25 protein-coding genes and 3 pseudogenes are annotated in these 26,090 nt (G+C 35.1%); 7 read left to right on the forward strand and 21 right to left on the reverse strand.

What is annotated here, in order from left to right; genetic code table 11:
- Nucleotides 1–10 precede the first annotated feature (10 nt).
- From IGK53_RS08265 to IGK53_RS08285, 5 genes and pseudogenes are all read right to left on the reverse strand, one after another.
- Complete coding sequence (locus IGK53_RS08265) at nucleotides 11–790, reverse strand: DUF4311 domain-containing protein (protein ID WP_002309666.1); 780 nt, start codon at nucleotides 788–790, stop codon at nucleotides 11–13.
- 28 nt (nucleotides 791–818) lie between these two features.
- Nucleotides 819–1,169, reverse strand: a pseudogene (locus IGK53_RS08270) (DUF4312 family protein).
- Between the two features lie 15 nt (nucleotides 1,170–1,184).
- Nucleotides 1,185–1,541, reverse strand: coding sequence for a glycine-rich SFCGS family protein (locus tag IGK53_RS08275; RefSeq protein WP_002291791.1), 357 nt, complete (start codon nucleotides 1,539–1,541; stop codon nucleotides 1,185–1,187).
- A 19-nt stretch (nucleotides 1,542–1,560) separates the two neighbouring features.
- Nucleotides 1,561–1,893, reverse strand: coding sequence for a PRD domain-containing protein (locus IGK53_RS08280; protein WP_002291790.1), 333 nt, complete (start codon nucleotides 1,891–1,893; stop codon nucleotides 1,561–1,563).
- Nucleotides 1,893–2,948 (reverse strand): annotated as a pseudogene (locus IGK53_RS08285) (BglG family transcription antiterminator); the annotation flags it as partial. The gene IGK53_RS08280 and the pseudogene IGK53_RS08285, both read right to left, overlap by 1 nt.
- 73 nt (nucleotides 2,949–3,021) lie before the next feature.
- Between IGK53_RS08285 and IGK53_RS08290 the strand changes: the two are divergent.
- Nucleotides 3,022–4,184 (forward strand): IS3 family transposase gene (locus tag IGK53_RS08290; protein WP_086956687.1). Its coding sequence is split into 2 segments (ribosomal slippage): nucleotides 3,022–3,298 and nucleotides 3,298–4,184, totalling 1,164 coding nucleotides; the frame shifts between segments, so codons are not numbered across the junction.
- Here the strand turns inward: IGK53_RS08290 and IGK53_RS08295 are convergent.
- From IGK53_RS08295 to IGK53_RS08305, 3 genes are all read right to left on the reverse strand, one after another.
- Complete coding sequence (locus IGK53_RS08295) at nucleotides 4,168–5,493, reverse strand: helix-turn-helix domain-containing protein (protein WP_002329081.1); 1,326 nt, start codon at nucleotides 5,491–5,493, stop codon at nucleotides 4,168–4,170. The two genes, IGK53_RS08290 and IGK53_RS08295, sit on opposite strands and share 17 nt — an antisense overlap.
- Before the next feature lie 783 nt (nucleotides 5,494–6,276).
- On the reverse strand, nucleotides 6,277–6,630 hold the full coding sequence (locus IGK53_RS08300; protein ID WP_002292445.1) for a DUF7006 family protein: 354 nt from the start codon (nucleotides 6,628–6,630) through the stop codon (nucleotides 6,277–6,279).
- 838 nt (nucleotides 6,631–7,468) lie between these two features.
- Complete coding sequence (locus IGK53_RS08305; RefSeq protein ID WP_002329080.1) at nucleotides 7,469–8,971, reverse strand: acyltransferase family protein; 1,503 nt, start codon at nucleotides 8,969–8,971, stop codon at nucleotides 7,469–7,471.
- Between the two features lie 904 nt (nucleotides 8,972–9,875).
- Here IGK53_RS08305 and IGK53_RS08310 point away from each other — a divergent pair.
- Nucleotides 9,876–10,637, forward strand: coding sequence for a formate/nitrite transporter family protein (locus IGK53_RS08310; RefSeq protein ID WP_430604685.1), 762 nt, complete (start codon nucleotides 9,876–9,878; stop codon nucleotides 10,635–10,637).
- Nucleotides 10,638–10,816: 179 nt separating this feature from the next.
- On the opposite strand, the gene IGK53_RS08315 is transcribed toward IGK53_RS08310, so the two are convergent.
- On the reverse strand, nucleotides 10,817–11,239 hold the full coding sequence (locus IGK53_RS08315; RefSeq protein WP_002292452.1) for a hypothetical protein: 423 nt from the start codon (nucleotides 11,237–11,239) through the stop codon (nucleotides 10,817–10,819).
- Between the two features lie 453 nt (nucleotides 11,240–11,692).
- Here IGK53_RS08315 and IGK53_RS08320 point away from each other — a divergent pair, with 453 nt between their 5' ends.
- From IGK53_RS08320 to IGK53_RS08330, 3 genes are all read left to right on the forward strand, one after another.
- Complete coding sequence (locus tag IGK53_RS08320; protein ID WP_002293280.1) at nucleotides 11,693–12,652, forward strand: IS30-like element IS6770 family transposase; 960 nt, start codon at nucleotides 11,693–11,695, stop codon at nucleotides 12,650–12,652.
- A 92-nt stretch (nucleotides 12,653–12,744) separates the two neighbouring features.
- Nucleotides 12,745–12,939 carry a hypothetical protein gene (locus IGK53_RS08325; RefSeq protein WP_002292375.1) on the forward strand — a complete coding sequence of 65 codons (195 nt, stop codon included), beginning with the start codon at nucleotides 12,745–12,747 and terminating at the stop codon, nucleotides 12,937–12,939.
- A gap of 62 nt (nucleotides 12,940–13,001) precedes the next feature.
- Nucleotides 13,002–13,301, forward strand: a complete 300-nt coding sequence (locus tag IGK53_RS08330; protein ID WP_002292376.1) for a hypothetical protein — start codon at nucleotides 13,002–13,004, stop codon at nucleotides 13,299–13,301.
- A 99-nt stretch (nucleotides 13,302–13,400) separates the two neighbouring features.
- Here the strand turns inward: IGK53_RS08330 and IGK53_RS08335 are convergent, their stop codons facing one another.
- The 8 genes and pseudogenes from IGK53_RS08335 to ulaG all read right to left on the reverse strand — a co-directional run bounded on the left by IGK53_RS08335 (nucleotide 13,401) and on the right by ulaG (nucleotide 19,652).
- Entirely contained in the window at nucleotides 13,401–13,808 is a 408-nt protein-coding gene (locus tag IGK53_RS08335) for a GNAT family N-acetyltransferase (protein WP_002292377.1), read from the reverse strand.
- 232 nt (nucleotides 13,809–14,040) lie between these two features.
- The gene (locus IGK53_RS08340; RefSeq protein ID WP_002292378.1) at nucleotides 14,041–14,751 is read right to left on the reverse strand and encodes an L-ribulose-5-phosphate 4-epimerase; all 711 of its coding nucleotides are present in this window, start codon (nucleotides 14,749–14,751) and stop codon (nucleotides 14,041–14,043) included.
- On the reverse strand, nucleotides 14,741–15,601 hold the full coding sequence (locus IGK53_RS08345) for an L-ribulose-5-phosphate 3-epimerase (RefSeq protein WP_002335569.1): 861 nt from the start codon (nucleotides 15,599–15,601) through the stop codon (nucleotides 14,741–14,743). The genes IGK53_RS08340 and IGK53_RS08345 overlap by 11 nt, the downstream gene beginning before the upstream one ends.
- A 4-nt stretch (nucleotides 15,602–15,605) precedes the next feature.
- Nucleotides 15,606–16,246: pseudogene (locus IGK53_RS08350) on the reverse strand (3-keto-L-gulonate-6-phosphate decarboxylase UlaD).
- A 14-nt stretch (nucleotides 16,247–16,260) separates the two neighbouring features.
- A complete protein-coding gene (locus tag IGK53_RS08355) occupies nucleotides 16,261–16,560 on the reverse strand; it encodes a PTS sugar transporter subunit IIB (RefSeq protein WP_002292382.1) in 300 nt (99 codons plus the stop codon).
- 41 nt (nucleotides 16,561–16,601) lie between these two features.
- On the reverse strand, nucleotides 16,602–18,086 hold the full coding sequence (locus IGK53_RS08360) for a PTS ascorbate transporter subunit IIC (protein WP_002292383.1): 1,485 nt from the start codon (nucleotides 18,084–18,086) through the stop codon (nucleotides 16,602–16,604).
- A gap of 19 nt (nucleotides 18,087–18,105) precedes the next feature.
- Complete coding sequence (locus IGK53_RS08365; RefSeq protein WP_002292384.1) at nucleotides 18,106–18,567, reverse strand: PTS sugar transporter subunit IIA; 462 nt, start codon at nucleotides 18,565–18,567, stop codon at nucleotides 18,106–18,108.
- Nucleotides 18,568–18,584: 17 nt separating this feature from the next.
- The gene (gene ulaG, locus IGK53_RS08370; RefSeq protein ID WP_002292386.1) at nucleotides 18,585–19,652 is read right to left on the reverse strand and encodes an L-ascorbate 6-phosphate lactonase; all 1,068 of its coding nucleotides are present in this window, start codon (nucleotides 19,650–19,652) and stop codon (nucleotides 18,585–18,587) included.
- Nucleotides 19,653–19,869: 217 nt separating this feature from the next.
- Here ulaG and IGK53_RS08375 point away from each other — a divergent pair, with 217 nt between their 5' ends.
- Nucleotides 19,870–20,640 (forward strand): DeoR/GlpR family DNA-binding transcription regulator, encoded by a 771-nt coding sequence (locus IGK53_RS08375; protein WP_025477993.1) that lies wholly within the window; start codon nucleotides 19,870–19,872, stop codon nucleotides 20,638–20,640.
- 167 nt (nucleotides 20,641–20,807) lie between these two features.
- Here the strand turns inward: IGK53_RS08375 and IGK53_RS08380 are convergent, their stop codons facing one another.
- The 4 genes from IGK53_RS08380 to IGK53_RS08395 all read right to left on the reverse strand — a co-directional run bounded on the left by IGK53_RS08380 (nucleotide 20,808) and on the right by IGK53_RS08395 (nucleotide 25,013).
- Entirely contained in the window at nucleotides 20,808–22,244 is a 1,437-nt protein-coding gene (locus IGK53_RS08380) for a 6-phospho-beta-glucosidase (RefSeq protein ID WP_002329076.1), read from the reverse strand.
- Entirely contained in the window at nucleotides 22,241–23,614 is a 1,374-nt protein-coding gene (locus IGK53_RS08385; RefSeq protein WP_002329075.1) for a PTS sugar transporter subunit IIC, read from the reverse strand. The genes IGK53_RS08380 and IGK53_RS08385 overlap by 4 nt, the downstream gene beginning before the upstream one ends.
- A 216-nt stretch (nucleotides 23,615–23,830) precedes the next feature.
- The gene (locus IGK53_RS08390; protein WP_430604686.1) at nucleotides 23,831–24,592 is read right to left on the reverse strand and encodes a MurR/RpiR family transcriptional regulator; all 762 of its coding nucleotides are present in this window, start codon (nucleotides 24,590–24,592) and stop codon (nucleotides 23,831–23,833) included.
- A gap of 61 nt (nucleotides 24,593–24,653) precedes the next feature.
- Nucleotides 24,654–25,013: a hypothetical protein gene (locus tag IGK53_RS08395; RefSeq protein WP_002329073.1), complete on the reverse strand. Its 360-nt coding sequence runs from the start codon at nucleotides 25,011–25,013 to the stop codon at nucleotides 24,654–24,656.
- Between the two features lie 171 nt (nucleotides 25,014–25,184).
- Between IGK53_RS08395 and IGK53_RS08400 the strand changes: the two genes are divergently transcribed.
- A complete protein-coding gene (locus tag IGK53_RS08400) occupies nucleotides 25,185–25,955 on the forward strand; it encodes a MurR/RpiR family transcriptional regulator (protein ID WP_002329072.1) in 771 nt (256 codons plus the stop codon).
- Nucleotides 25,956–26,090: the final 135 nt, after the last annotated feature.

The raw sequence follows: 26,090 nt of genomic DNA on the forward strand, positions 1-26,090 counted from the left end.
GATTCTCCTCCTATTTCACACTAAAGATGTTGTGCAAGTTATCAAGCCAATTAGGCACTTGAAGCTGGAAGCTCTTGATCATTTCCATATCAAATCCACGGAAAAATCCACTGAAAATAAATAATAAAACAATAGCGATCATCATGCTCTTCGTGACGCGATTCCAACCGCTCTCATCGACGCCTTTACCAATCAAGATTCCTAGAACAACACCAGGTACCGCATTTCCCATGATCAATTGCGCGATACCGCCAAAAAGAGTGCCCCAAAAACCAGTTCGTTTCCCTGCATCTAAAGCTGCCAACCAAAAAATAACTGGCATTACTGTATTGATCAGAATCGTCGCTGCTGGTACCAAAACGGAAACCGCCGTCACTTGTAACGCCTCTGGAATTGCTGCAGCTGTTGTGTTTAAGAAGGCTACCACCCCTGCCCCGATAACCGCTCCAATGATCCCCATTTTTTTCGGATCATGCATGGTCTGGGTGACATCTTTGTTTTTTGCTAGAAGTGCTGCCGCTGCCCAATTGGGAATGATTCGATGCGTCACATCTTGTGTGAATGCACCAGCACCAACTGAAGAAGCCCATGCATTAAAGAAAAAGCCTAAACCAAATGAAAAATGAGAAGCTGGATCACCCATGCAGGCATTCATTTCGCCTAATGTTCTAAAAGCTCCTAAACCTTGTGTATTAGGTGCATGAAACATTCGAGCTGCCCCGACAGATGCTGCAAAACCAAGTAATCCCCCGATAATAACCGATTTGACTAGAATGATTACGAAATCCACGTTATTCTTTCCCCCTTATAATTCAAAATTAGATTTTTTTAGTTACAAATGGAATGGCAATCCCATTTGGATCTTCAGTCATTTGCTGGCTGAACGATATGTCTGCCAATTTTATTTCTGTTACAGCCACAGTAACAGAAATTTCGACTTCATAGCTGATACGTTGCCGTGGGAAGAAGAAAAATAGAAAGCGTTCTGTGTATTTGTTTTCGACCGCCTTTAAAATATCCACATTGACTGGTTCGATTCGCAATAATACATTTGATTGTTCCATTATTTTGTTTTAAATTTCTGCTAACGCTGATGCAAAAGCATGTTGCTTTGTTTCCCCTTTACCGGAGACGATAACTTTTTGCTGAATTGTCTTTTGAACGCTCATTTCATGTCCCTCTTTCTATTTTCCATGCTTTTTGATAAATTCTTCTGTCAGACGTTTCCCTAATTCCTCTTGATCCATAAAGCCGAAACCTAGAACAGTTTTGCCATCCTTGATAGCTGTGATCCCTTCTTCAATCGAACGCATACCATGTCGTTCTGGATAGCCATATTTTGTTGCTGCTGTTAATGCACCTGCACCACCACTACCACAAAAAGAGATACCCATATCTGCATGCTCTTGTTGCATCACATCGCCCAAACGCATATCTGCCCCCATTCCTGGTACGACAACTGCTTTGCCGCCAGCTGCTTCTACCCCTTTGGCCACATTTTGTCCTTTACCCATACGGTCTGCAATAACTACTGTAATCATGATTGTTTCCTCCTAAATGTTAATTATTTTTTGCTGTTTCAAAATGAATCGACAAAACATATATTTCATCATCGGTTAAATTACCGATACTTCTAACTATTTCATCAGAAATAGTTATGGCTTCTTTGGATACTTCTTTGAACAAATCCCGATCGACTACGGGAATCGTTTCCTTTCTTTGAGAACGTTTCAGCATCTCATTCAAGTGATTAATTAGAATGGTCCACTGCAACTCGGTTGGTACAATAGCATGTTCTACTAATCGCTCTTCAATTAGATCAATCACTTGTTTTAACTTTTCCCGATTTTGACTTTCCTCGATAATTTTTAAAGCCTCGTCTGACATTTTCACTAACTTGACGCTCCTTCTTTTATATATGAGAATAATGCACTGATTTCTGACTGATTGATTCCTAAATTATTTTCTGCAAAAACTGCTTCGATTTTTCCTACCAGTGTTCCTTTGTCTAAAATAATCTGATCTACTTGACGACCTTCTGCCATATATTGTTGATCAAATGTGATACGATGAACCATTAAGAATACATGAAGCAAAAAAGCTTCTCGATATTCTTGGATCAATTCTGCTTCCAAAATGACAAGTAAACGTTCATAAATCGTATAAGCTTTCAAAATCAATTCCTTGCTAAAGTCTTCTAAAGTATCTTTATTGATGGACGTTTCTCTAAGATTCAAGTTATGCCTTTCCTGCTGATTGGAAGAAGCTAGTATTTTTTTTATTATTTGTTGAATTTTTTTCAAGTCCTGTTCAGTGGGTAATGGATGGACTTTGATGAAAGGACGATCGATGCCATTGATTGGAAAAATACTAATCACCAAATCAGGATCTTTGGTAGCAATCATTTCTTGCGCATTCAATACTGAAGCAAATGCCACGATAGTGATATTATTTAATTCTTCATTGATCTTTTGCTTGATCAGACTAGTCACACCCAACCCTGTTGAACAAATGTAGACGGCTCTAACGCTTCGTAGATCTTCTTCTCTTTCGTAGGAAACCAAAAAGTGTAAGGCAATATATGCCACGAAAGAATCATTGATCAGAATATTTTGTTCACTTATTTCTTGTCGAACTGCTTGCTTGATCGCATCAAATAATTCCGGGTATTTCTGCTTGATATCTTCTTTAAAAGGATTATATTCATTGACAAATTTTTTCTTTCTCGATAATCGCATAGATAAATGAGCATACAGATTCGTCAACAATTGTGGATCTTGATAAAAAGAATGGTTGATTGCTTTACTTACTTTATAAATCACATTCTCAACTAGTTTCATAACGTCTTGCTGGTGAATCGTGTCGAATGTATCACTATATATATAATGATATTCATCCTCGAACAGTGGCAACTGATAATAATCAAAGACCTGCTGCATGACGCGATGGATAGGCTACAATTAACTAGACAGAAAAATTAAGGTGTGTAGACTAGAAGAAAACATACCAGGAGGAATTTTTATGTCTAAGAGAACACGAAGAACTTTTTCACAAGAATTCAAGCAACAAATCGTCAATCTTTACTTAGCTGGAAAGCCACGTGTAGAAATCATTCGAGAATATGAACTAACGGCTTCAGCATTTGACAAATGGGTAAAGCAATCTAAAACGAGTGGTTCATTCAAAGAAAAAGATAATCTTACGCCTGAACAAAAAGAATTGTTAGAACTACGTAAAAGAAACCAGCAATTAGAAATGGAAAATGATATTTTAAAGCAAGCAGCGCTGATATTCGGACGAAGAGACAAGTAATCGATGCGAATAAGCATCTTTACCCTATATCAGCGATGTGCAGAATATTAGGTCTATCACGTCAGTCCTATTATTATCAATCAAAACCAAAGAAAGACGAATCAGAACTTGAAGAAGTAGTCGCTGAAGAATTTATCCGCAGCCGAAAGGCCTACGGCTCAAGAAAAATAAAAAAAGCCTTATCAAAACGAGGCATTCAGATCAGCCGACGAAAAATTAGTAGAATCATGAAAAATAGAGGATTAAAATCGAGCTATACTGTTGCTTATTTTAAAGTACATCATTCTACTTGCAATGAAGCCAAAACGACAAACGTATTGAATCGTAAATTCTTAAGAGACAACCCATTAGAAGCGATCGTAACAGACTTGACTTATGTACGAGTCGGGAAAAAATGGAATTATGTCTGTTTCATTTTGGATCTGTTCAATCGAGAAATTCTCGGCTATTCTTGTGGAGAACATAAAGATGCCGTTCTAGTAAAAAAAGCATTTAGCCGTATCAAACAACCTCTGACAGAGGTTGAGATTTTTCATACTGATCGTGGAAAAGAGTTTGATAACCAAGCTATTGATGAATTATTAACAACTTTTGACATCAATCGATCATTGAGTCATAAAGGCTGTCCTTTTGATAATGCCGTAGCTGAATCAACTTATAAGTCGTTGAAAGTAGAATTTGTCTATCAATACACATTTGAAACCTTACAACAATTGGATTTGGAGTTATTTGACTATGTCAATTGGTGGAACCACCTTCGGTTGCACGGTACACTTGGCTACGAGACACCGGTTGGTTACCGTAACCAGAGATTGGCGCAGCGAATCCTTGATAATGAGCTCGGATGTGCTAACGCTAGCGAGGCAGTCTAACTTTAACTGTTAGCTCCTGCCGAAGATCGTCACATCCGAGGAGGCTCATTGTCAAGGACAATCGGAATAGCATACGGAAAGAAGTTCTGCACCTTATAAAATTTGTCAAAAAAACTGTTGCCATTCCATCATAATAATCTAGCACATAATAATAATTCAAAAACAATTGTGCCCAGTTTTCTAATTTCTTCGATACATCTGAATCTGCATTTTCTTGTAATTCTTTTTTTAATTTTTCCATTATGTGATACACTCGAGGTTCTTCTTCTTTCATTTCTTCGATATACGAGCGATTAAAAAAAAGATCTGGATTACCATAAAATAGATAACTTCTTTCGTGAAACGCAATAAAATTGAATATGAGTTCTGGATCCTTTATATCTAAAGAAAAACGGAACATGCTTTGTAAAACTTTCTCCAAATTCTTAACTGCTCGATAAGAACAAGTATTTTGTCGCTGATGTGCATATGCATGACTATTTTCATATATTGCATTTCCATCAATTACTCCAAAAGAATAAATTATTCGATAAAGGAAACACAGCTCATCGTTGTTAAAAGAAAGATTGATTTGTTTTGACCACTTCTTCAAAAGATTAAAATGCGGATCATCTGAGATAACTGATTTATATTCATTATCTACTCGTACTTTTCTAAATGAACTTCTTTCTATGTTAATGGCTAACCAAAAAGAAAATACACGTTTTTGAAAAATAGTTAACGTAATATCATAAATCCCCTCAAAAGCAACTATATACTTCTCTATTTCCTTTTGTTCGATATGAAATGGCCACTTATCACTACTTTCACGTGTAGAATTCCAATAGAAATAATAAAAAAAGCTACGAATGTTTGCCTCTGATGCATTCAATTCTAACTGAAATGGATGAAATGCTATATGATAACGCCTAAAATAGGGAATTAAGAGCTTCGCATATCTGAAAACAGTAGATACACTAGTAAATTGCTCTTTAGCAAAATCTTTTAGAACACTTCTGAGATATTTATACATAAAATCAATCAAATGATAATTATAGGAAGCTTTATAAAAATGAAGATAAATATTATAAATAGGAAAATCTTTCTCTTTTTTTATGAAAAAGCGTTTATTATCTTCATTTTTCAGAAGGATATTCCCATTATATTGCTTAAATAAATCCTCTAGTTCCTCTATATAGTGTAAGACTGACTTCTCCGTAACATTAAGTAAATTTCTAAGTTCTTCCATTGCACACCAATTGTCTTTTTCTAACAAATAATCTAATAAAACTACTTTTTTGAAAGATGTTTTAGTTAAAAAAGTTTGCATCATTTCACCTCAATAAGTTACTTTTGTTTATTTTAATCAAAGAATAAACTTCTCTCGCTCGACTATAACTGATCGAACAAAAGAAGCCTTTTAATAAATATAATCTCACTTACCTACATAGGCTAATTATTTGCTTCTAGCTTATGATAAGTATATAAACGGATATCGATTTCATAATTGTTTTATCTTAAAATGTCCATTATAGCTGTAATTGTTTTCATTTTTACATGAAGAATTATTATAATCTAGTTTAATTTTTTTCTGAAATATAGAATAAAAATAAAAACATCTTTTTATTTTGAGTTATTAATGGAGATGTAAATGATTAACAATATGTAATTTAATTTTTTATTCCTGCATTAAGATAAATTGATTGGTAAATAAAACAAACATAAATTCGTTATTTTAATTCCTATTTATTGTGAAAATATCCAATTTCTGTCACATAGATATTTGTATAAACATTTTATGAATGCGCTTGTATTTAATTTAGAAAATGTTACTATCTATTTAGGCAAATTTTTGCTAATATTTTGTTTTTTCATTTACCATCTGTAGAAATCAGTTAATGATTTCTATCTTCTCCTTCCAACTTTTTTGATGATGCATCATGAATTAACAGTGCATTATCCATCTTTTCCATGTTAAAAGAACTAAGAGTCAAGACATCATCTTGATTCTTAGTTCTTTTATTCCTTCTAGAAAATAATTGTTAGCAATATAGTTTATATTTTAAATACTAAATCAGTAGCTTCTAGTTGCTTTCCTGCTTAATCGTCTATATTACTCAACGTAAAAAATAATTGATTGTGGACATTGCTCATCCACTTTATATCCACAACTTTCTTTATAATAGGTATGATAATCACTCTCTATCATATTAATTAACTCTTTTCCCCCGCAAAATTCTTCAATGTCTAAATTAATAAATTCCTCTAAAAGGGAAAGCTTAGAGTCAATCGAAAGGATTTTAGGTAATATAGTCCAAAAATCATTATCATCATTTTTACGTAGTGTATAATATGTTTGCTTTTCTAGATTTAATACATAATTATATGCATCATAATCTCCCTTTTTTTCAAAAAAATTTTTCATATTTAAAAATCTACTCACAAATTTTTTCTTGAAACTATTCATTTTCTCACCTCTATTTATTCTTTTACTTGTCCATCGCATAACTTTTGAATAGAGTAACTAAATTCAAAAGCTATTATAGTATAAAAATACACTTTTTGTTGTTCAAATTTTTCATCTAATTTGTGCAATAATTTTGAACTCTATATTTTTTAATATTTAATGCTTAAGCAATCATTAAAAAAAAGACTGTACGATAATTAAAATAACAAAAAAGGCTGTGACACGACTTTTGTCACAGTCCTTTCTAGCATTATACTACTATTATATTTATTCACTGCATCTTCTTAAGTAACACTGTGTGAGCTACTTTCCCCTTAGCTAAACCCACTGTTTCTTACTACTTGAAGTGAATCTCCCTGAGAATAAAACATACTTGATCATTTGCTTCTTTACCAACAGCCTTCTTTACTTGGTTTCTACGGTCCTTAATTTTATCTAAGCTGATTACTGCTTGTAACCATAAAACTTCGATCAGAACATAATTCCTAGTATTGTCGTCTCGCTCATGTTCTGTATAACAAAGAGGATATTTCCATTTTCTAACATCGAACGATTTCTTTTCAAGAAGCTCTCAGTTAACGACCTCGCCCATCTCTTTTTTACCACGAATATTAAAAAACTCCTCCTCTTAAACACCGTTTATCATATGAAATATTTTTTATTTAAAATGATTCACCTATTAGGAAAAAGTAAGGTTAAAACACGTGATCACTACCTTATTGGATCACTGAAGCAATATACTTTGCATAAGCTGTACGTCCGCTTTCATTCAAATGAGTTTCATCATCATAAAAAAACTCAGGATGGTTTTGGCTTTCACTATACCAATCGATCATCGTTATATTAGAATACTGATTTGGCAATTAGCTAATGTGGCATTTATCGTCTCTTGCCAGCCAGTCGGAGCTTTTATATTTACCCAGTACACTTTTTTATCTTTGAGCAAAGACATGGTTTGTTCTATAGCATCATCTGTTAACACACCATTGGTTCCTAACCCGATCACTATTTGTTGGTAAGAAACTAAATCTTTATGCTTCTTTAAGATTTCTGGTAACGCAGTGATTTGTCTTGACTCTTTTGCGTCTACCAATGCTTCTTTTGGAAAAGTCTCTTTCAGTTCCTGATACGCCCCCAGCATAACAGAATCACCGATAAATAATATTTTTTTCTCTTGTGACAATTGATTTTCTCCTGCACTTGCTTTACTAGAATTTTCTTTTAATAAACTTTGCAACTGATTTTGGTCAGCGGTCAACCGATTGGCTGGAGCACGTAATACCAGTACAGAAATTCCGATTATCATTAGTGCCATAGCTGTCCAAATTTTGGGTGATCTCATCTTCTGCACTCCTTTTCTAAAGAAAGTAATCATGAGTAATGTACACAAAAACACAGTGAATAAACTTGCGATATCCAAATATTTCAAATGATAATGTTTGAATAAATCTGTCAGAGCAATCAATACTGGAAAATGCACCAAATAAAGTTCATAACTGATTTTTCCTACAAAAGAAAGTTTTGTACTAGCGATTTTGGTCTTTTTTGCAATATTCACATCATCGACACTGGCTAACAATAAAGCAAAACAAATACTAATCAGTAGTTCATTTAGTGTATAAGGAAAAATCGGGAACAGGATCAGACAAAGACTAGCTAGTAGTAAAAGCCAGATTTTACTGAAACTGTTTTGTTCAAAGAAACGGCCAATAGTTATTCGATTAAAATACCCCCAAACTCCTAATAAAAATGGAAAAAGTTTAGCCACCGTATGATAATATGCCTTAGCTGAAGGTAAAAATAAACTAAAATGAATAGAAACAAAAATCAATGTATAGATTAAGTAAAACACTTGTTTTCTTCTCATACGTTTCATGACAATAAACAAAAATGGCCAAATCAAATAAAATTGTAGCTCAACGGAAAGCGACCAATAATGTTTAAATAAAGAAGCATTAAAGTAAGACTCGAAATAAGATACGCCTTGATTCAGCTGCCACCAATTGTTATAGCCAAAAATCAAACTAGGTAGCTCACTACGAATATTTCCTATCAATCGAATGTTGCTGATCCCCAGTATGAAAATGGATACGACCAAAGAAAACAGTAAAAATGGATAAATACGTTTGATACGCTTATAGTAAAAATGTAGAAAACTGAATTGTCTGTTTTTTTCATCTCTTATCGTATTTTTAGCCATTAAAAAACCAGAAACCACAAAAAAGATCGTTACTCCTTGCAATCCGCCTGGTAGCTTACTATTTGGCAAATGATAAAATATCACTGCTAAAACAGCTATGCCTCTAAAACAATCGATTTCCTTTGAATATATTTTTTTCATGTATCATCAACTTCCTTCTCTTCATGGCATTTTTTAATCAAACATATTCTTCCGTATCTATTTTTTCATTTTTCTATTCGTTTACCTTGTTTTGTAAATTAACAGTTAAAAGCATCTAAAATGTATCTTTTCCCTATCAATACTCGTTGAACACAAAAAACATGAACATAAAATATCCGATTAATTATTTGTGCGACAAAAAAAGGTGGTGACAAAGATATGTCACCACCTCAGACTGTAGACAAAGAAAAAAATTTCTTTGTTCTACAGTTTTTTTGTTTATTCTCACTTACCTAGCACCACGTATACCATACTATAGCAATCATCATCCCACTTCTTTGTCTTTTGAAATACTACGTTATTTCTTTTTATTAACGAAAAATAATAGCACTAAACAGACCAAAATAGTTATGACTCTCAACGCGGGAGTAAACAGCAAGGCTATCATTAAATTAGCAAGTTCATTGACGATTGAGGAATTTGATTCGTATAATACAAATAAAGGTTCTGCAAATAACTTCACATGTCTATAAACAAATTATATAAATAAATATACAGTTAATCCTAAACCAATTATGGTGATATTTTTTCTCTCCTATAATAATTTTTTCAGTTATTCATTTCCTTTTTTATAAAAAATATAGATTTTTTTAAAGTAATAATATGCTATAATTTCAAGAAAATTTACAGGAAATTTGATAACTGATATTATTTACTTTTTGACCACCATATACATAACTTTTATTTTTGTTTCTTTTTTAGAATCCAATGTGATTAAATAAAAATTTTTACAATAATATGCACATATAAATAATAAGATGATATAATCAACAAGAAAAATGTGAATTTTTTCACTATATTTCATCACATGAAAATTCATTAAGAAAGTAGGCGTCGAAGTATCATGCACACACCAGAAGAAATTATGGAAATCAGTATTCATCTTGGAGCAAAAAAAATACAAAAACCTATCTTAGCTAAACTGATTTTAGGGTTTATCGGAGGAGCCATGATTTCTCTAGGTTATTTGGCATACGTACGTGTCTCTGCTTCTATCCCAGAATCTATGGCTAGCTTGACTAGTTTAGTTGGTGCCTCGGTTTTCCCTATCGGTCTGCTGGTCATCCTTCTTGGCGGTGGTGAATTGATCACCGGAAATATGATGGCTGTGGCGATTGCCTTTATGGATAAAAAAGTCACCTTCTCACAGCTAGTTAAGAATTGGTCAGTGATTACTTTTGCAAATATTATTGGGGCAATTTTCGTAGCCTACTTCTTTGGACATTTTGTTGGTTTAACTCATTCAGGTGTCTATCTCGACCAAGTGATCCATATTGCTGATCATAAAATCGCTGTTTCTTGGTGGCAAGCATTAGGGTCTGGAATAGGTTGTAATTGGTTTGTTGTTTTAGCATTATGGTTATCATATGGGGCAAAAGATGCGGCCGGCAAAGTATTAACGATTTGGTTTCCAGTCATGATTTTTGTGGCAATCGGTTTCCAACATAGTGTGGCCAACTGTTTTGTGATACCTGCTGCCATATTTGAAGGTCAAGCGACTTGGTTAGAATTTCTCTCGAATTTTATCCCTGTTTATATTGGAAATATTATTGGCGGAGCTATTTTTGTTTCAGGTTTTTATTACGTTAGTTATAAACATCATTGAAATCCACATAAGATGTTATCCGAATGATTAAGAAGCTTATCCATTTTTATTATTAGAATCTTCTCTAAGCTAAAAAATAGTTTCTTGATCATTCAGATAATAATCTATACAGTATTTATTTATCTCCTCCCTGTTCCTCTCCACTAACTATTTCTTAGAAAAAGATATCAATAAAATTTCTATTCTAAAGTTTGCTTATGTGCTTTAACCCGCCAAGCACTTTCTATGTCTGCTATCCCACCCCCGATATAAACTGTATCAGTATCTACTTCAGAAATATAAAATTCCCTTTTATCCGTTGTTCCATAAATGCTTATCTTTCCATTTTCATTTTCATAATTATAGATGCTATAAATTGTTTCCTCTTCCTTGTTTTCTGTCTTCTTCTTTTTTACTTTGATCTGGTCACTTGTAATCTCGATATCGAATCTAGTATCTTCTTCATGATAAAACCAATGTCCTGACAGCCTATCTGCTCTATCTAATTGTTTTTGTGTAAGAGATATTTTTTTAGGTATGCTTGTTTGACCTTCTGTAGTAGCTGTACAGCCACTCAATATAGTGATACAACCAATTAACAGAACATAAAATATTTTTATCATTATTATAGAACCTACTCTCTTTTCTTAAGATAGAAACATGACTTTTAAAATGGTGATCGTCCTCTTCTGATATTACAGATACTGCTAATTTTTTTACTTAATAATATGCGAAAAAGAAAAGCAATAACCAAAATAAATAGTTATAGTCTTATTTTAATTTATTATATTTAACGATTAACTAATAATTTTTAAATGATATTATTTTACAAAGTACGTTTAGAGATAGCTTTTGTCTATTGATTATTTAAAACAAGTGATTCAATAAAGCAACAGATTCTATCCGTTTTTATTATATGTATTATTCAAATTAGTTATATCGAGTGAAAAAAACTTTTAAATTGATTCTTTTTATTTATCCGCGAATTGTAAAATTAAGTTAAAAAAATAAAAAGGCATTTATGGTACACTCAAATTGTATTTCCGACGAAAGAAAACAAAGGAGTGTAACCATAAATGACCTACAAACATCTTACCATAGACGAACTGACAATGATAGAATCATATTATCTTCAACATAATAAGCCGGTTGAAATCGCTAACCGAATGGGACGTGCTATACAAACTATTTATAATGTAGTCAATAAGTTCAAGCAAGGCAAGACTGCTCTTGATTATTGGCACCAGTATAAAGAAAATAAGAAAAAATGTGGGAGAAAAGTCATTCAATTACCTGCTCATGAAGTAGATTACATTAAAGAGAAAGTCACTCTTGGTTGGACGCCTGACGTCATTATCGGGCGAAAAGAAAGGCCTGTTTCATGCGGTATGAGAACACTTTATCGTTTATTTTCTAAAGGAATATTTGATATTGACACACTACCGATGAAAGGTAAAAGAAAACCCAATGGCCATCAGGAAAAACGGGGAAAACAACAGTATCAGCGCTCAATCCATGATCGACCTGATAATTATCCTGATTTCAATTCTGAGTTTGGTCACCTTGAAGGTGATACGATCGTTGGCATTCATCATAAAAGTGCCGTCATTACTTTAGTTGAAAGATTATCTAAAGTCATTATCACGATTAAACCCAACGGCCGTAAGGCATTAGATATTGAAACTGCCCTTAATCAATGGTTTTCTCGCTTCCCTAAAAACTTCTTTAAATCTATTACGTTTGACTGTGGAAAAGAATTTTCTAACTGGAAAGCCATTAGTAACCAACATGATATTGATATATATTTTGCGGACCCTGGAACACCTTCTCAACGCCCATTAAACGAGAATTCTAACGGGATTCTGCGTCGTAATGGACTGCCGAAATCAATGGATTTTAGAGAAGTGAATCAGACATTTATTTCCAGTGTCAGCAATCAACGTAATCATATTCCAAGAAAATCATTGAATTACAGAACACCAATCGAAATATTTTTGAGCTATGTACAAGAAGCATTTTATTCTAGCTTAATTTGACAAATCATAATCATAAAGATATAGATACATAATCATTTTCGCTTACATATATTTGAATATGAACTAAAAACAGCAAGAAAGAAGATGATCAAATGTATTATGTAGAAGTAAAAACAAAAGGTGTCAAAAACAAACAATATGTGAAAGGCATGAGTAATGAGTATCCTTTACTTGGTTCATGGAAAGAAGCAGCACCTTTTTCCAAACCATGTGCCATAAAAATAAAGAGCGAGCTGGAAAAAGAACTGACTTGCGGCAAAGCAGTTGTAACCATCATCGAAAAGTAACAGTGCAAAAACTAATGAATGACTTATTCCAACACTTAAGCCGTATAGAAAGGAAGCAAAATATGGATTATACTGTTGAGTTTGACAGTGAACTATTGGAACAATTTCCGCAAGAGGTACATCTCGCATACAAAAAAACTATTTCTAAAAAAGTCATAGAGCATGTAGACCATAATTTTTTTCGTATAAAACCAATACGAACACGCTCGGCAAAGGGAATATATGAAATGAAAGTCAATATTGATAAAAAAAATTATCGTATAGCATTTTCTTTTAAAAAAAATCATGTATTCATTTTTTATATTAGTCCAAATGTACAAAAAATAGTATTTGATAAAGAAGTGAATAAAAAAATAAAATAGACGAGGATAGGAGGATAGATTGAGTGATACTTGAATCTATCCTCCCATTTTTTTCTTTTTACGTTATACATAGTATTTGTCATTACCAAAAAGACCCTCTTATCTTCTAGTATCCTTTATATAAGAAACAGCATCCATTTCTTTTACTTGAACAAATCCTACTGATTCATAAAATTTTTTTGTTTTCTCAGTATCATCTGTCAATAATTCGATTTGGACTGGTCCATAACTGGTGATCTTCTCCAAAGCTTCATTCAAAAGCGCTTTGCCTATTCCTTGGCGCTGATACCTCGGATGAATGAGGATATCTTGAATAAATGCGATCGTCGCAAAATCAGTGATCCAACGAACGACTCCGATAATCTTCTCTTCTCCATTACGCTTTACCAGAGATTCAGATTGTTCAAATGCTCTAGCTAACCTTGCAGTGTCTTTTGTGTAATGCGTCCAACCAACGCTCTTATATAATTCAGAAATCTCATCGATCATAAGGGAATCAACATTCATTTTTTTCTTCCTTTCTTATACAATTCTCCCTCTAATAATACAATTCTTTGACTATTTAATCTATCACGTATAACGCTCCTGTAAAGATTCTCTCAATTCCTTAAAATTCCTCTTTCCTTTTAGAATGCATCCTTTTTGATAAATAAAAAAGGTTGTGATAAATTTTCTTCACAACCTCTGTTTCTCTCTATCAAGTATTATCTTTTAATTTTCTACCCTTACCCTAGCATCTCTATTGCCCATAGTATGCATGCTTTCCGTGTTTTCGAAAATAATGTTTATCTAGCAAATATTGTGGGATTTCACCTATATTTTGGTTGATCAACTCGTTTTCTTTAGCCATCAAACAAATTTCATCTAAAATCAGGCTATTTTCTACTGCTTCTATAGGTGAGTGTCCCCAAGTGAATGGTCCATGTCCATAGACAAGTACTCCAGGTACTTCGTTTGGCTCTAAATTTCTTTCCTTAAACGTCTTGACAATCACATTCCCTGTATGAACTTCGTAAGCTTCTTTTACTTCTTCTTTCGTCAATTGGCGTGTACAAGGAATCTTTCCATAAAAAGCATCAGCATGGGTCGTGCCATAAGCTGGCAAATCTCGGCCTGCTTGCGCCCACATGACAGAGTGAGTAGAATGAGTATGAGTAACAGCAGTTACATCTTCAAAAGCTTTGTATAAAACAACATGGGTAGGCAGATCTGAAGATGGTTTCAAGCTGTCTTCTTCTATTATATTTCCTGACAAATCTGTTACAACCATTTGATCTGCTTGCATGCGTTCATATCGGACACCGCTTGGCTTAATAACGATGACTCCTAGCTCACGGTCCACTTCACTCACATTGCCCCAAGTCAATTTAACTAATCCGTATTGCGGCAATGCCAGATTTGCTTCAAAGACACGTTGCTTCATTGCTGCAATTTTTTCTTCACAAGACATCATAACCAGCCTCCTTCAATTTAGAACTTAAGTAGTCTTTTGCCTGCTGGATTTCTCTTCGAAAGTCTTGACTTTTTTCACTCCACATTTCGATCAGGAATGTTCCATCATAATCTAAACGTTTCAAATGTCTCAATAATCCAAGAAAGTCAACGCATCCGTTACCAAAAGTAACATCACGAAACTGACCTGAATATTCTTTTGTTACAGGATACGTGTCTTTTAAGTGGATAGCAGTGATATAATCGATCCCTTTCTCAAGTTCTCGAGCCGGATTATTTTCCGGCCATGCGGACAAATTGCCTAGGTCTGGATATACTTGTAGAAAAGGGGAATGAATCTGTTCTTTGATTTCTAAAAATTTTGAAATGGAGTTCATAAATGGATCATCCATGATTTCCACGGAAAGAATGATGCCATATTTAGAAGCTTCCTTTACGCTTTCTTTTATTCCTTCGATAAAGTCTTCTCTGGAATTCATTGATTTCTCTTCATAATAAACATCGTATCCAGCTATTTGGATTACTTTGACGCTTAGATTATGCGCCAAATGGATTGCTTTTTTCATTAGTTGTTTCGCTGCTTTTTTCTTTTCTGGATCAGCAGAACCAAACGGAAATCGCCGATGCGCACTTAAACAAATCGAATGGATACGTACACCAGAGCTAAACATCTCTTCTCTCAGCTCAGCTATCTTTTCTTCAGACCAATCTAATCGTGCTAACCGCTCATCCGTCTCATCAATCGACATCTCGATAAAATCGAAGTCCATTTCTTTTACAAGGGAAAAACGTTCTTTCCATGAAATATCTTTGGGTAATGCTTTTTCATAAATCCCGATTTGAGCCATTTCCTTACCCCCAGATACGAATGATCTCATCTTTGAAACATTGTGTGCAGCCTTCATTGGATCTTCTGCTGCTGTAATCCCCCGACCCGCGATAAAGGTATACACATCGATTCCTTCAAACAATTGTAATGTGTTTGGATTTAATCCACCAGTTACAGAAACATTGAAGCCTAGTTCAATCAGTTTGCTGACCTTCGACAAATCTTTTTCACCCCAAGCTTCACCAGATAAGAGTGCATCACGGCTTTGGTGGTAGATTACCTGTCGGATTCCGATGTTATACCAATCCTTGGCTTGCTCAAAAGTCCAATTGCCATAGAGTTCTACTTGTAATTCGCCTATCTCTTTTTGTGCTGCCTTCATCGTTGGCATTGTTGCACAGCAAATGACTGTCATCCAATCTGCTCCTGCATTAGCCACATTTCTTGCTACTGTTCCTCCAGCATCTGCACATTTCGTATCAGCGACCAGTTTTTTGTCTGGAAATATACTGTGAATACAGCGAATCGCTTTTTGTCCTTCCTGTAAGCAAAGGATCGTTCCCACTTCAATAATATCTACTACATCACCGACTTTCATAACATCGCCTAATGCATGTTCTAAGTCATTGTGATCTAACGCAATTTGTAGATTCGGCCTGCTCATCTTGGTTCCTTCTTTCACTTGTTTTTTTGATACCATGTTGTTTCAGCAAATTTTTCACTGATTTCTTTGGCGGACATCACATTTTTGATACCGATAACTGTAACGCCTTTTTTCTCTGCCTGAGTAAACATATTCAAAAAATTGACTGGTGTAAAAACGACATCATATTGACTGGCTGAGCTTTTTCCCTCTGAAATAGCACAATGATGAATCTTGGTAATTGGTATATTTAGTTCTTTCATTGCTTTTTCTACACTTCTCATCATCATCAAGCTGGTTCCTGATCCATTTGCACACGATACTAAAATTCTCATCCTAATCCCTCCATTATGAGTGTTGTCTAATCAGATTTCTTTTATGCTTTCTGCTTTTCTGCATATTTTTCATAATCTTCTACAATCAAGAAATACCCTTCAGGATTTTTCCGATATTGTAACTGCGGAATAGCCAATAGACCAATGACGACTACGACGATTCCAGCATAACCTAGGACTTTCATGACTACTGTAAATAATGGCCAAGCTGTCGCCCAATCGAACATCCCAATATAACCACCGTATGTTGACATCCCGATCCATGTAGCGAATAATGCTGAACCGCCTACTTGTATGATTCCAGAAAGAAACGGGAATAGACAGGCAGCTTTGAATCCACCTCGGTTATTGGCATAAACTGCTATAACAGCATTATCAAAGAACAATGGAATGAAACCGGCTATGACGATCGTTGGTGATTTCAATAAAATCAGTAAACCAATCATCAAAAACTGGCCCAAAGCACCAAACAAAAATCCAATCGTTACCGCATTTGGCGAACCAAAGCCAAAAGTAGCGGCTACATCAATTCCTGGAACAGCTCCTGGTAAAATCGTGTTTGAGATTCCTTGAAAAGATTGAGTTAGTTCATCGACGAAAGTCCGAACACCTAATTGCAAGATTGCCAGATATACCGCAAAATTCAAGGAAGTCGTCATAATGTAGAATAAGAAACTCTGCCCCTCTTGCATGAATTGCGCTTGAATCAAATAATCTTTGCCTAGTACAATCAGAATGATCCCAAAGAAAAATAGCATGAGCAACGAAGTAGCAACCATATTCTCATTAAATATCGATAGGAATCCTGGTAATTTGATATCTTCGATTTTCTTGTCTTGCTTGATCAATCGATTTTTCTTTTCATCCCGCTTTTTCATCCATTCAGCTAGCTTAGCAAAAATAAAGATTCCGAACATTTGCTGATGTGCCACCGCAAATCCGGCACCTTCTGTCAATTCCTGCGTGATCCCTACTGTTAAGTTAGAAGCTACTGCCCAATAACACCCTAAAATCAATCCCATAAATATCAATACTTGTATCCTGCCTAGATCAGGAAAGCAAAACAGTAAAATCCAAAAAGCGGTCGCTGCTTGCTGGACCTGAACATTTCCGGTCGTGAAAACGAATCGCAGTTTCGTATATTTCTGAAAACGAACTAACAAAATATTTAAAACAAATGCAATCAGTAATAGAATCATCACATCTCCAAAGGTACGGCCAAATGTCTCCATTAATCCAGCATCCACAGCATTTTGTCCAAAATAAGGATCTGTAACCATAGCATCCAGATTAAACCGTTCTTTCAGTCCAACCAAGATTGGCCGAAAATTTTTGACCAAACCACCAGAGCCAACAGTCAAAATAAAGTAGCCAACCGTTGCCTTTAAGAATCCAGCGATGCATTCATGAAGTGGGCGTTTCAGCAAAATATAGCCTAATAACACGATAAAACCAATCAGGTACGCTGGCTGCGTCAAGATATTTGTTGCAAAATACGTCCAAATGCTTAACAAAAATTCCCCCATCTTTTTTCTCCTCTATCAATTAATTATATTCCGCCATCACAACTTGGTAATCATCGATGGAGTTCGTAGAGATGAGACGCTCAACCAATCCATCTGTCATTAATAATTCGGATAATTTTTGGATATTTTCTGGGTGTTCTTCTGGATTTTTTGCTGCGAGTGTAAAAAACAAACTGGCCGTTTTCTCCTCATTCTCCCCTTCACTTTCAAAACGGACTGGCTGCTTCAACTTGGTAAATGAAATAGCCGTTCCAAAAACTCCCTCACTTTTTTCTGAAGAATGCGGCATGGCTACTTGAGGTGCAATCACAATATAAGGTCCATATTTTTCTACACAATGAATGATTTCTTCAACATACGTTTGATCAATGATGTTCTTATCAATCAATACACGACAGCTTTCGGCGATAGCTTCACGCCAATCCGTGATTTCTTTATCTGGGTAATGGATCAATTGATGGTCAAAAAAGTATTTCAGCAAGAAACTTCCCTTCTTTCTTATAAAAACGACGGAAACGGTGTATCATTTTCAATCGAGAAGACATCTTCAAATCCGCGATAAAAATTAAACTCAAGATCATCTTTGTTTGTCGGATAGATGAATTTCCCGCCTACTTGCCAGATATAAGGTTTAAACCCATACTGTAAGCGATCCTTCTTGAATTTCCAAATTTCAGTAATCTCTTTAGGATCAGCCATAAAATTAGACCAAATATCGTAGTGGACAGGAATCACTACTTTTGCATTCAATGACTCCGCCATGCGCAGCATATCAACAGAAGTAACTTTGTCTGTTATCCCTCGTGGGTTTTCACCGTAGGCTCCTAAGCAGACATCGATTTTGTGGTCATTGCCATGTTTGGCAAATAAATTGGAATAATGTGAATCTCCTGCGTGATAAAGAGTACCTCCTGATGTTTCGAATAAATAATTTACTGCTATTTGATCCATCTCCTGAGGCATTTTTCCTTTCAATACTTCTTCCGGATCTCCACAAGTAACCAACGCTGTCCGATCAAACGCTTCTAAAGCTACTACATTGATATCTTTGATTTTGACCGCATCACCTGGTTTCACGATAATCGTTTTTTCTTCAGGGATCCCCCATTTTTGCCACGTGCGAACCACTTCTTTTGGTCCAATGAATATTGCTTCAGGACAATTTTGATGAACGGCTGCAGCTGTGTGGATATCTAGATGATCGGAATGGATGTGTGTGACGATTAAAGCGTCTACATTTTTTATTTCAAAAGGATCGATTACGAAAGGCTGAGTCCGTAAGTTAGGCTGCATCTTTTGAACACCGCTCATACGCATCATCTGATGCCCTTTTTTCATCATGCCATTTCCATGACTGCGTTTTCCCGTTCCACACCATAGATCACATAAGATATTCGTTCCTTCATGACTTTTCAGCCAAATGCCCGTACAGCCTAGCCACCACATAGCAAAAGTTCCAGGTTCCACTACCTCTGATTCGATTTCCTCGTTCAAATACGTACCCCATTCTGGAAATGTTTCTAATATCCACTTTTCTTTTGTCACTTCATTCACCGTTTTGCTCATTTGCTTGCTCCCCCCATATCATTCTTACGACTTACAAGTAAATCTTAATGCGTAGCCGCATGCATGAAAACCCTTTTATATGACTGTTTGTCTTTTATATGATTTTCTTTTAAAGATTAATGATCGTTTCAGTATAATAAAGACAGATATGAATATTTAAATGAACAACTAATCAAATAAATCCATGGATCAAGATGACCTTCAGGAGGCAACAGTCATGAAAAACTCACTTGTCAATATTGAAAAACGGCAAAAAGATATTTTGGAACTACTTCAGCAAACCGAACAATTGTCAACTTTTGAATTAGCTGAATCTCTGGATGTATCTATTAGTACGATACGCAGAGATTTAAATTTATTAGAAGAAAAAAACGAGATCATCCGCAATTACGGTTATTGTTCTTATAATTACAAAAACCAGACTGATTTTGATCAATCTGGTCCTGAAAGGATTAAACAAGCGATTGCCAGAGAAGCTAGTAAATACATTAGCGATTATGATACATTGTTTATTAATTCTAGTTCGACTGCATTGAAAACACTGGATTTTCTTCAATCTAACCATTTGACCGTCGTTACAAACAACGTAAAAATCAACTATTCTCCTCACAAAGATAATTGCAGTTATATTTTAACTGGCGGAGAGATGCGCTTTCCAAAAGAAGCACTGGTGGGCGATATCGCATTAAATACGATTTCTTCAATCAATGCAGACATTTGTATCATTGGTTGCAGCGGAGTCGATGTCGCACATGGGGTCACAACGAAAATATTGAATGAATCAACAATCAATGAAATGATGATCAACCAGACAATCAAATGCAAGATTCTAGTTGCTGATCATCGAAAAATCGGACTGACATCAAAGTTCAAGATTGCTGATATTTCAGTCTTTGATTATTTGATCACTGATAAATTTTGCTCTGAAAAAGTATTAGACAAAATCAAGAATATGGGGACAAAAATCATCCAAGTAGATTCATTTTAAGAATTAGGATGTAAATATGTTTGTTTAGGTAGTTAAGATTATCGAAAAACTGGTTAAAACACCATTTTTTACAGTTATAACTTCTAATAAAAAACACACTACGTTCAAATTAATAAATGAACGTAGCGTGTTCTCTTGTTTTTTTACAAGACTAGCTTATCTCACTGCTAAAAAGATAAATTTTCTCCGTTGCTCGCAATCACTTTTTGAAACCAGTAGAAAGAGTCTTTTTTGCTCCGGTTCAATGTGCCATTGCCGTTATCATCTTTATCCACATAGATGAACCCATAGCGTTTTTTCATTTCCCCGGTTCCAGCTGACACTAGATCAATGAATCCCCAAGGTGTATATCCCATCAATTCGATACCATCATAAACAATTGCTTCTTTCATGGCCTCTATATGCTGACGTAAATAGGCAATCCGGTATTCGTCATGGATCTTTCCGTCTTTAGAAGGGACATCGACAGCACCGTAGCCATTTTCTACAATGAACAGTGGCAGTTCATATCGATCATTGAACCAATTCATGGCATAACGTAACCCATCTGGATCGATTTGCCAGCCCCATTCAGAGGATTCAACATACGGATTGTTTACGAGATCATGTGCTTCATCATAATCATATGATGGACCTTTTTCATGATCTTTGACTGCGAAAGACATATAATAACTAAAACCGATATAATCAACTGTTCCTTTTTCTAACTGCGCTTCGTCCTCTGACGTAATATCCAAATCAAAGTGTTTACGGTCCAAATACGATTTTATATAGCTTGGATAAGCCCCTTTGCAATGAACATCCGTAAACCAATAACGACGTTGCATAGCTACTGTTGCTGCCAAGATATCTGAGGGACGGCAAGAATAAGGATAGATTGGTACCATCGCAATCATACAGCCAATCTCAAAAGAAGGATTAATCGCGTGTCCGATTTCGACAGCTTTTGCACTTGCCACTAGTTCATAATGAGCTGCCTGATACATAATTTTTTCTCGCTCTTCTCCTTCAGTGAATTTCAATCCAGAATTAGTAAAGGGAGCAATATCTTCTTGATAATTCGTTTGATTATTGATTTCATTGAAAGTCATCCAATATTTTACTTTATCTTTATAACGAGAAAAACAAACTTCAGCAAACCGCACAAAAAAATCAATCATCTTGCGATTGCGCCAACCACCATATTGCTTGACTAAATGATAAGGCATTTCAAAATGCGATAATGTGATCACAGGTTCGATTCCATACTTTAAACATTCATCAAATAATTGATCATAAAACTTCAATCCTGCTTCATTTGGTTCCAATTCATCTCCATTTGGAAAAATACGCGTCCATGCAATCGATGTACGGAAACATTTCAAACCTAGCTCAGCAAATAATTTTATATCTTCTTTATATCGTACATAAAAATCAATGGCTTGATGATTTGGATAATTTTCTTCTTCTACGATACCATCTGTCATTCTCCGAGGTACATGATTAGATCCTGCAGTCATCACATCTGCTACGCTCATTCCCTTTCCGTCAGCTTGCCAGCCACCTTCAATCTGATGGGCAGCCACTGCTCCTCCCCATAAAAACTCTTTTTTCAATATACTCATATTCCTACCTCTTCATCTTCTGTTTGAAGAACTACATGTCCTTTTGTTTCGTCTGCTAAGTCTTTTTCGATTTGGTCCATACTTTCACCTTGTTCTTGTAAATAATTCAACGCATCAACTTTACGTACAAATGGCAGATAAATGAAGAAACCAATGATTAACACCACTGCTTGCAGAACAGCAGCTCTCCACCCTCCAACTAAAAATCCAGAAATGATTGGCGGGGTTGTCCATGGTACTTGTACTGCCGTAAATAAAGGAACAAGTCCAGTGTATAACGAAAAATAGGTGATCATACCAGAAATCATTGGTGCCAAGATAAAGGGCAAAGCCATCAAGGGGTTCATTACAACAGGTGTAGCAAATAAAATAGGTTCATTGATGTTGAAAAATGCAGGCAATAAAGCTAGCCGTCCTAATTGTTTGAATTGAGCCGAGCGAGCAAATGTAACCATGAACATCACCATGCCGATCGTCATACCAGCACCTGTTATAGTCATGAATTGGTCTAAAAATTGTTGTGTTACAATATGACCCCCATTAGCTACTGTCAACTCTTTTCCAGAATTCAAAATCGTTGTATTTTGTAGAGAATTTGCTTGCAAAATCGGTCCCATGATCCCTCCAACTAAAGTAGAGCCGTGTACACCAAAGAACCATAAGAAAGGTACCAAGAAGCCTAACATCATCGCACCTCCAAAAGTATCTGTTACTCCTTGCATCGGTGCTTGGATTACTGTATAAATAGCTTCTACAACAGTCGTGTTGAAAACTTTATCAAAAATAGCATAAATGATAAGAGATACAACGGTGATTACAGCCGCTGGAATCAAAGCTGTAAAGGAGTTAGCTACATTGGTGGGAACTTGTTCTGGTAATTTGATACGGATATCTCGTTTCAAGAACCAAGAATAAGTCCACCCTACAAATAATCCAACTAGAATTGCACTGATCATTCCTTGACCACCAGTCCAAGTTTTGTCGATAACGTTAGTTACAATGGCTTTTGTCTCAGCATTCGTTGCACTTGAATGCTGAGTTAATAAAAATACTACTAATGCAATCATCCCAGCGGGCAAGCCTTCGAACCCTTCTTCTTTTACATAGGAATTAGCAATACCCATTACAGCAAAAATCGACATGATAGCAAATGAAGCACCGAATGCTTCGTTGAAATAGACAGCCAAGCCGCTACCAGCGACCCATTCAGAAATGGTTGGTATCGGAAAATTCGCTAAAAGCAAAAAAACAGAACCTACGATTGTAAAAGGCATCGTGTAAAGCATCCCGTTACGAAGTGCAGTGATTGCTTTCGTGTTTACAAATTTTAATATAGGCGGCAATAATTTTTCATTAATAAAGTTATTCATAAATGATCCTCCTTCACATTTTTTGAAGCGCTGGCCAGCCACTTTTTGTATCCGTTTACAAATACATTTTAAGCGATTTGAACCTTCTAAGGAATACTTTCAGAACGTATAAAAACATGTACCAAGGAAAAAAACAACTTTACTGAAACGATAAGAAATCGTGCAGTTTGATATGTATAAACTGCACGATTTCTTATAATAGATTCCAAAAAATCCTTATTTCAGATTTATCGCATTTTCTTTCTGATAAGCTTGATGCGCTAAAATTTCCAAAAGCGCGATTACTGGTACTTGGGTAGTTAAGTTAATCGCATTATCTGTCGGGTCTGGTCCAGAGACATCCGGCATGTAATAAGAGATATTGCAGTCTGATAGTTGAGCAATCGTTGAATGCTGATCATTCGTGATACTTAAGATCTTTGCACCGTATCGCTTGAAGTTTTCGATTTGTTTAATAACTTCCCCTGTCTCTCCAGAAACGGATAATACAATCACTAATGTTTTCTCTAATCCACGTGTCGGTACAGGAATAAATGGATCAGTAATCGAGTAGGCATTAAACTGTAAATTAGAAAAATAACGTGCACCATAAGTTCCCAATGTTCCGCTAGTCCCAATTCCAGTAAAAATCAAATGATCATGTAATGAAATGAGTTCAATTGCAGGATCTAAAACAACGTGATAACTTTCATTATTCACTTTTTTCAAAAAAGCATCGACATGCACATTTGCTTCATAAAATGACTCAAATGTTTGACGACTTTTCGTTAGTTTTTCTTTTAGAGAAAACTTGAATTCTGAATAGCCTGAAAAACCTAATTTACTTAAACAACGTAATATCGTAGATGTTGATACATGACAATGATTTGAAAATTCGCGAATGGTCCACTCAACTATTTGATTCATATTTTCTAAAATAAATGTATAAAAAATCAACTCCAATTCATTTAATTCTTTCACTTTTTCTGAATCAAACATAAATTTCCAACTCCTAGCAGCACAATTTTAAACGAATAACATTCTGAATGATCGCCCATTTTTATTTATAAAGAGTCCCTAGCTTCTCTACTATTTTCTCCACATCCAAAGTTCCGTATTCTTCCTTAGATATTACGAAAATAGGTATTTCAGGGAACTGACTTTCTATTTTATCTTTTGCATATCCAAGTAAAGGAGTGAGCAATAAGATGTCTGCTCTCTTTGCTTCTTTGTCTATTTGGCTAGAATCATATACTTTGACTGACACATTTTTTTGCTCTTTTTGAAAGAAATGTGTCAATTTTCTTTCTAAACGTTGCGTTTGCAAAAGTCCATCAGAAGAAATCAAACTGAATGTCATATCGAAAAGAAAGATTTTCTTTGGACTTTGTTCAGCAATCTTGGGCTTGTTAAGATTCATTGGTTACCTTCCTCTCTTTTGTCTTTAGATCATCCCAGTATTTTAACTAACTTTTATTATATATACATTTTCATGAAAGCGCTATATAATGAGTTAGATTATTATCTAAACTCAACAGAGATATTTGTTTACGAATGCTATTTTTGTTAAATATTGAAAGGAGTACCGTCCATGTTAAGCAATAGTTTGATTGCTTTACTAGAAAAGAAGCGTTCCTCGTTAAGTAAAATCGAAAATGAAATATTGGATTATATATTCCTCCATTTGTCCGATATTGGAACAAAAACGATTTATGAAGTATCTGATGATTTATTTGTCTCAACTGCTACTATCTCCCGAACGGCTAAACATTTAGGCTATCAAGGTTTTAAAGAGTTGAAATACGCCATCGATCAATCCATCCATGTAGAGGAACAGGAAGGAAATAGCCGAAGCTTTCAAACAATCACGAACCAGATCACTTCAAATGTTACAGAAACGTTCCATCAAATGAGCGAAGAAAAGGCCAAACAAATGATGACATTGATCCATCAATCGAATACTATTGAAGTTTTTGGATTAGGAGGAAGCTTCCCTATTTGTACAGATTTTGCTCGAAAACTGACTTTTTTAGGAAAAAAAGCATTTGCTCGTTCAGATTGGGATGAACAAGAAGCAGCTGTAAGTAATTTAAATCAGGAAGACTTAGCTATTTTCGTCAGTTTCACAGGAGAAACAAAAGGTATCCTCTCCTATGCCCAGATTGCTCAAAGACAACAAGTCCCTATCATCAGTATTATTTCAACCAAGGGAAGTAACTTGGAAAAATTATCGACGATTTCCTTATATGCAAAGGGAACGACTCGCTATCACCACAGTGTCGATTTAAGTTCAAGAATTTCTGTGATTTGTTTATTTGATACAGTACTCTTGATGTATGCAGACCAAATGAAAAACAATTAGCTATAATTTATTGCTATTTCTAGTGAAACTGCTTACTCAATCATGTATGAGGATACAGAATATCTGTCTCCTCTTTTTTATTTCCTTTAGTTAGCTATAATAAACCTATCAATGAAAACGCAATCATTTTTTTAA

The sequence above is a fragment of the Enterococcus sp. DIV1224 genome (assembly GCF_050555455.1).
GTDB classification, from domain to species: Bacteria; Bacillota; Bacilli; order Lactobacillales; family Enterococcaceae; genus Enterococcus_B; species Enterococcus_B lactis.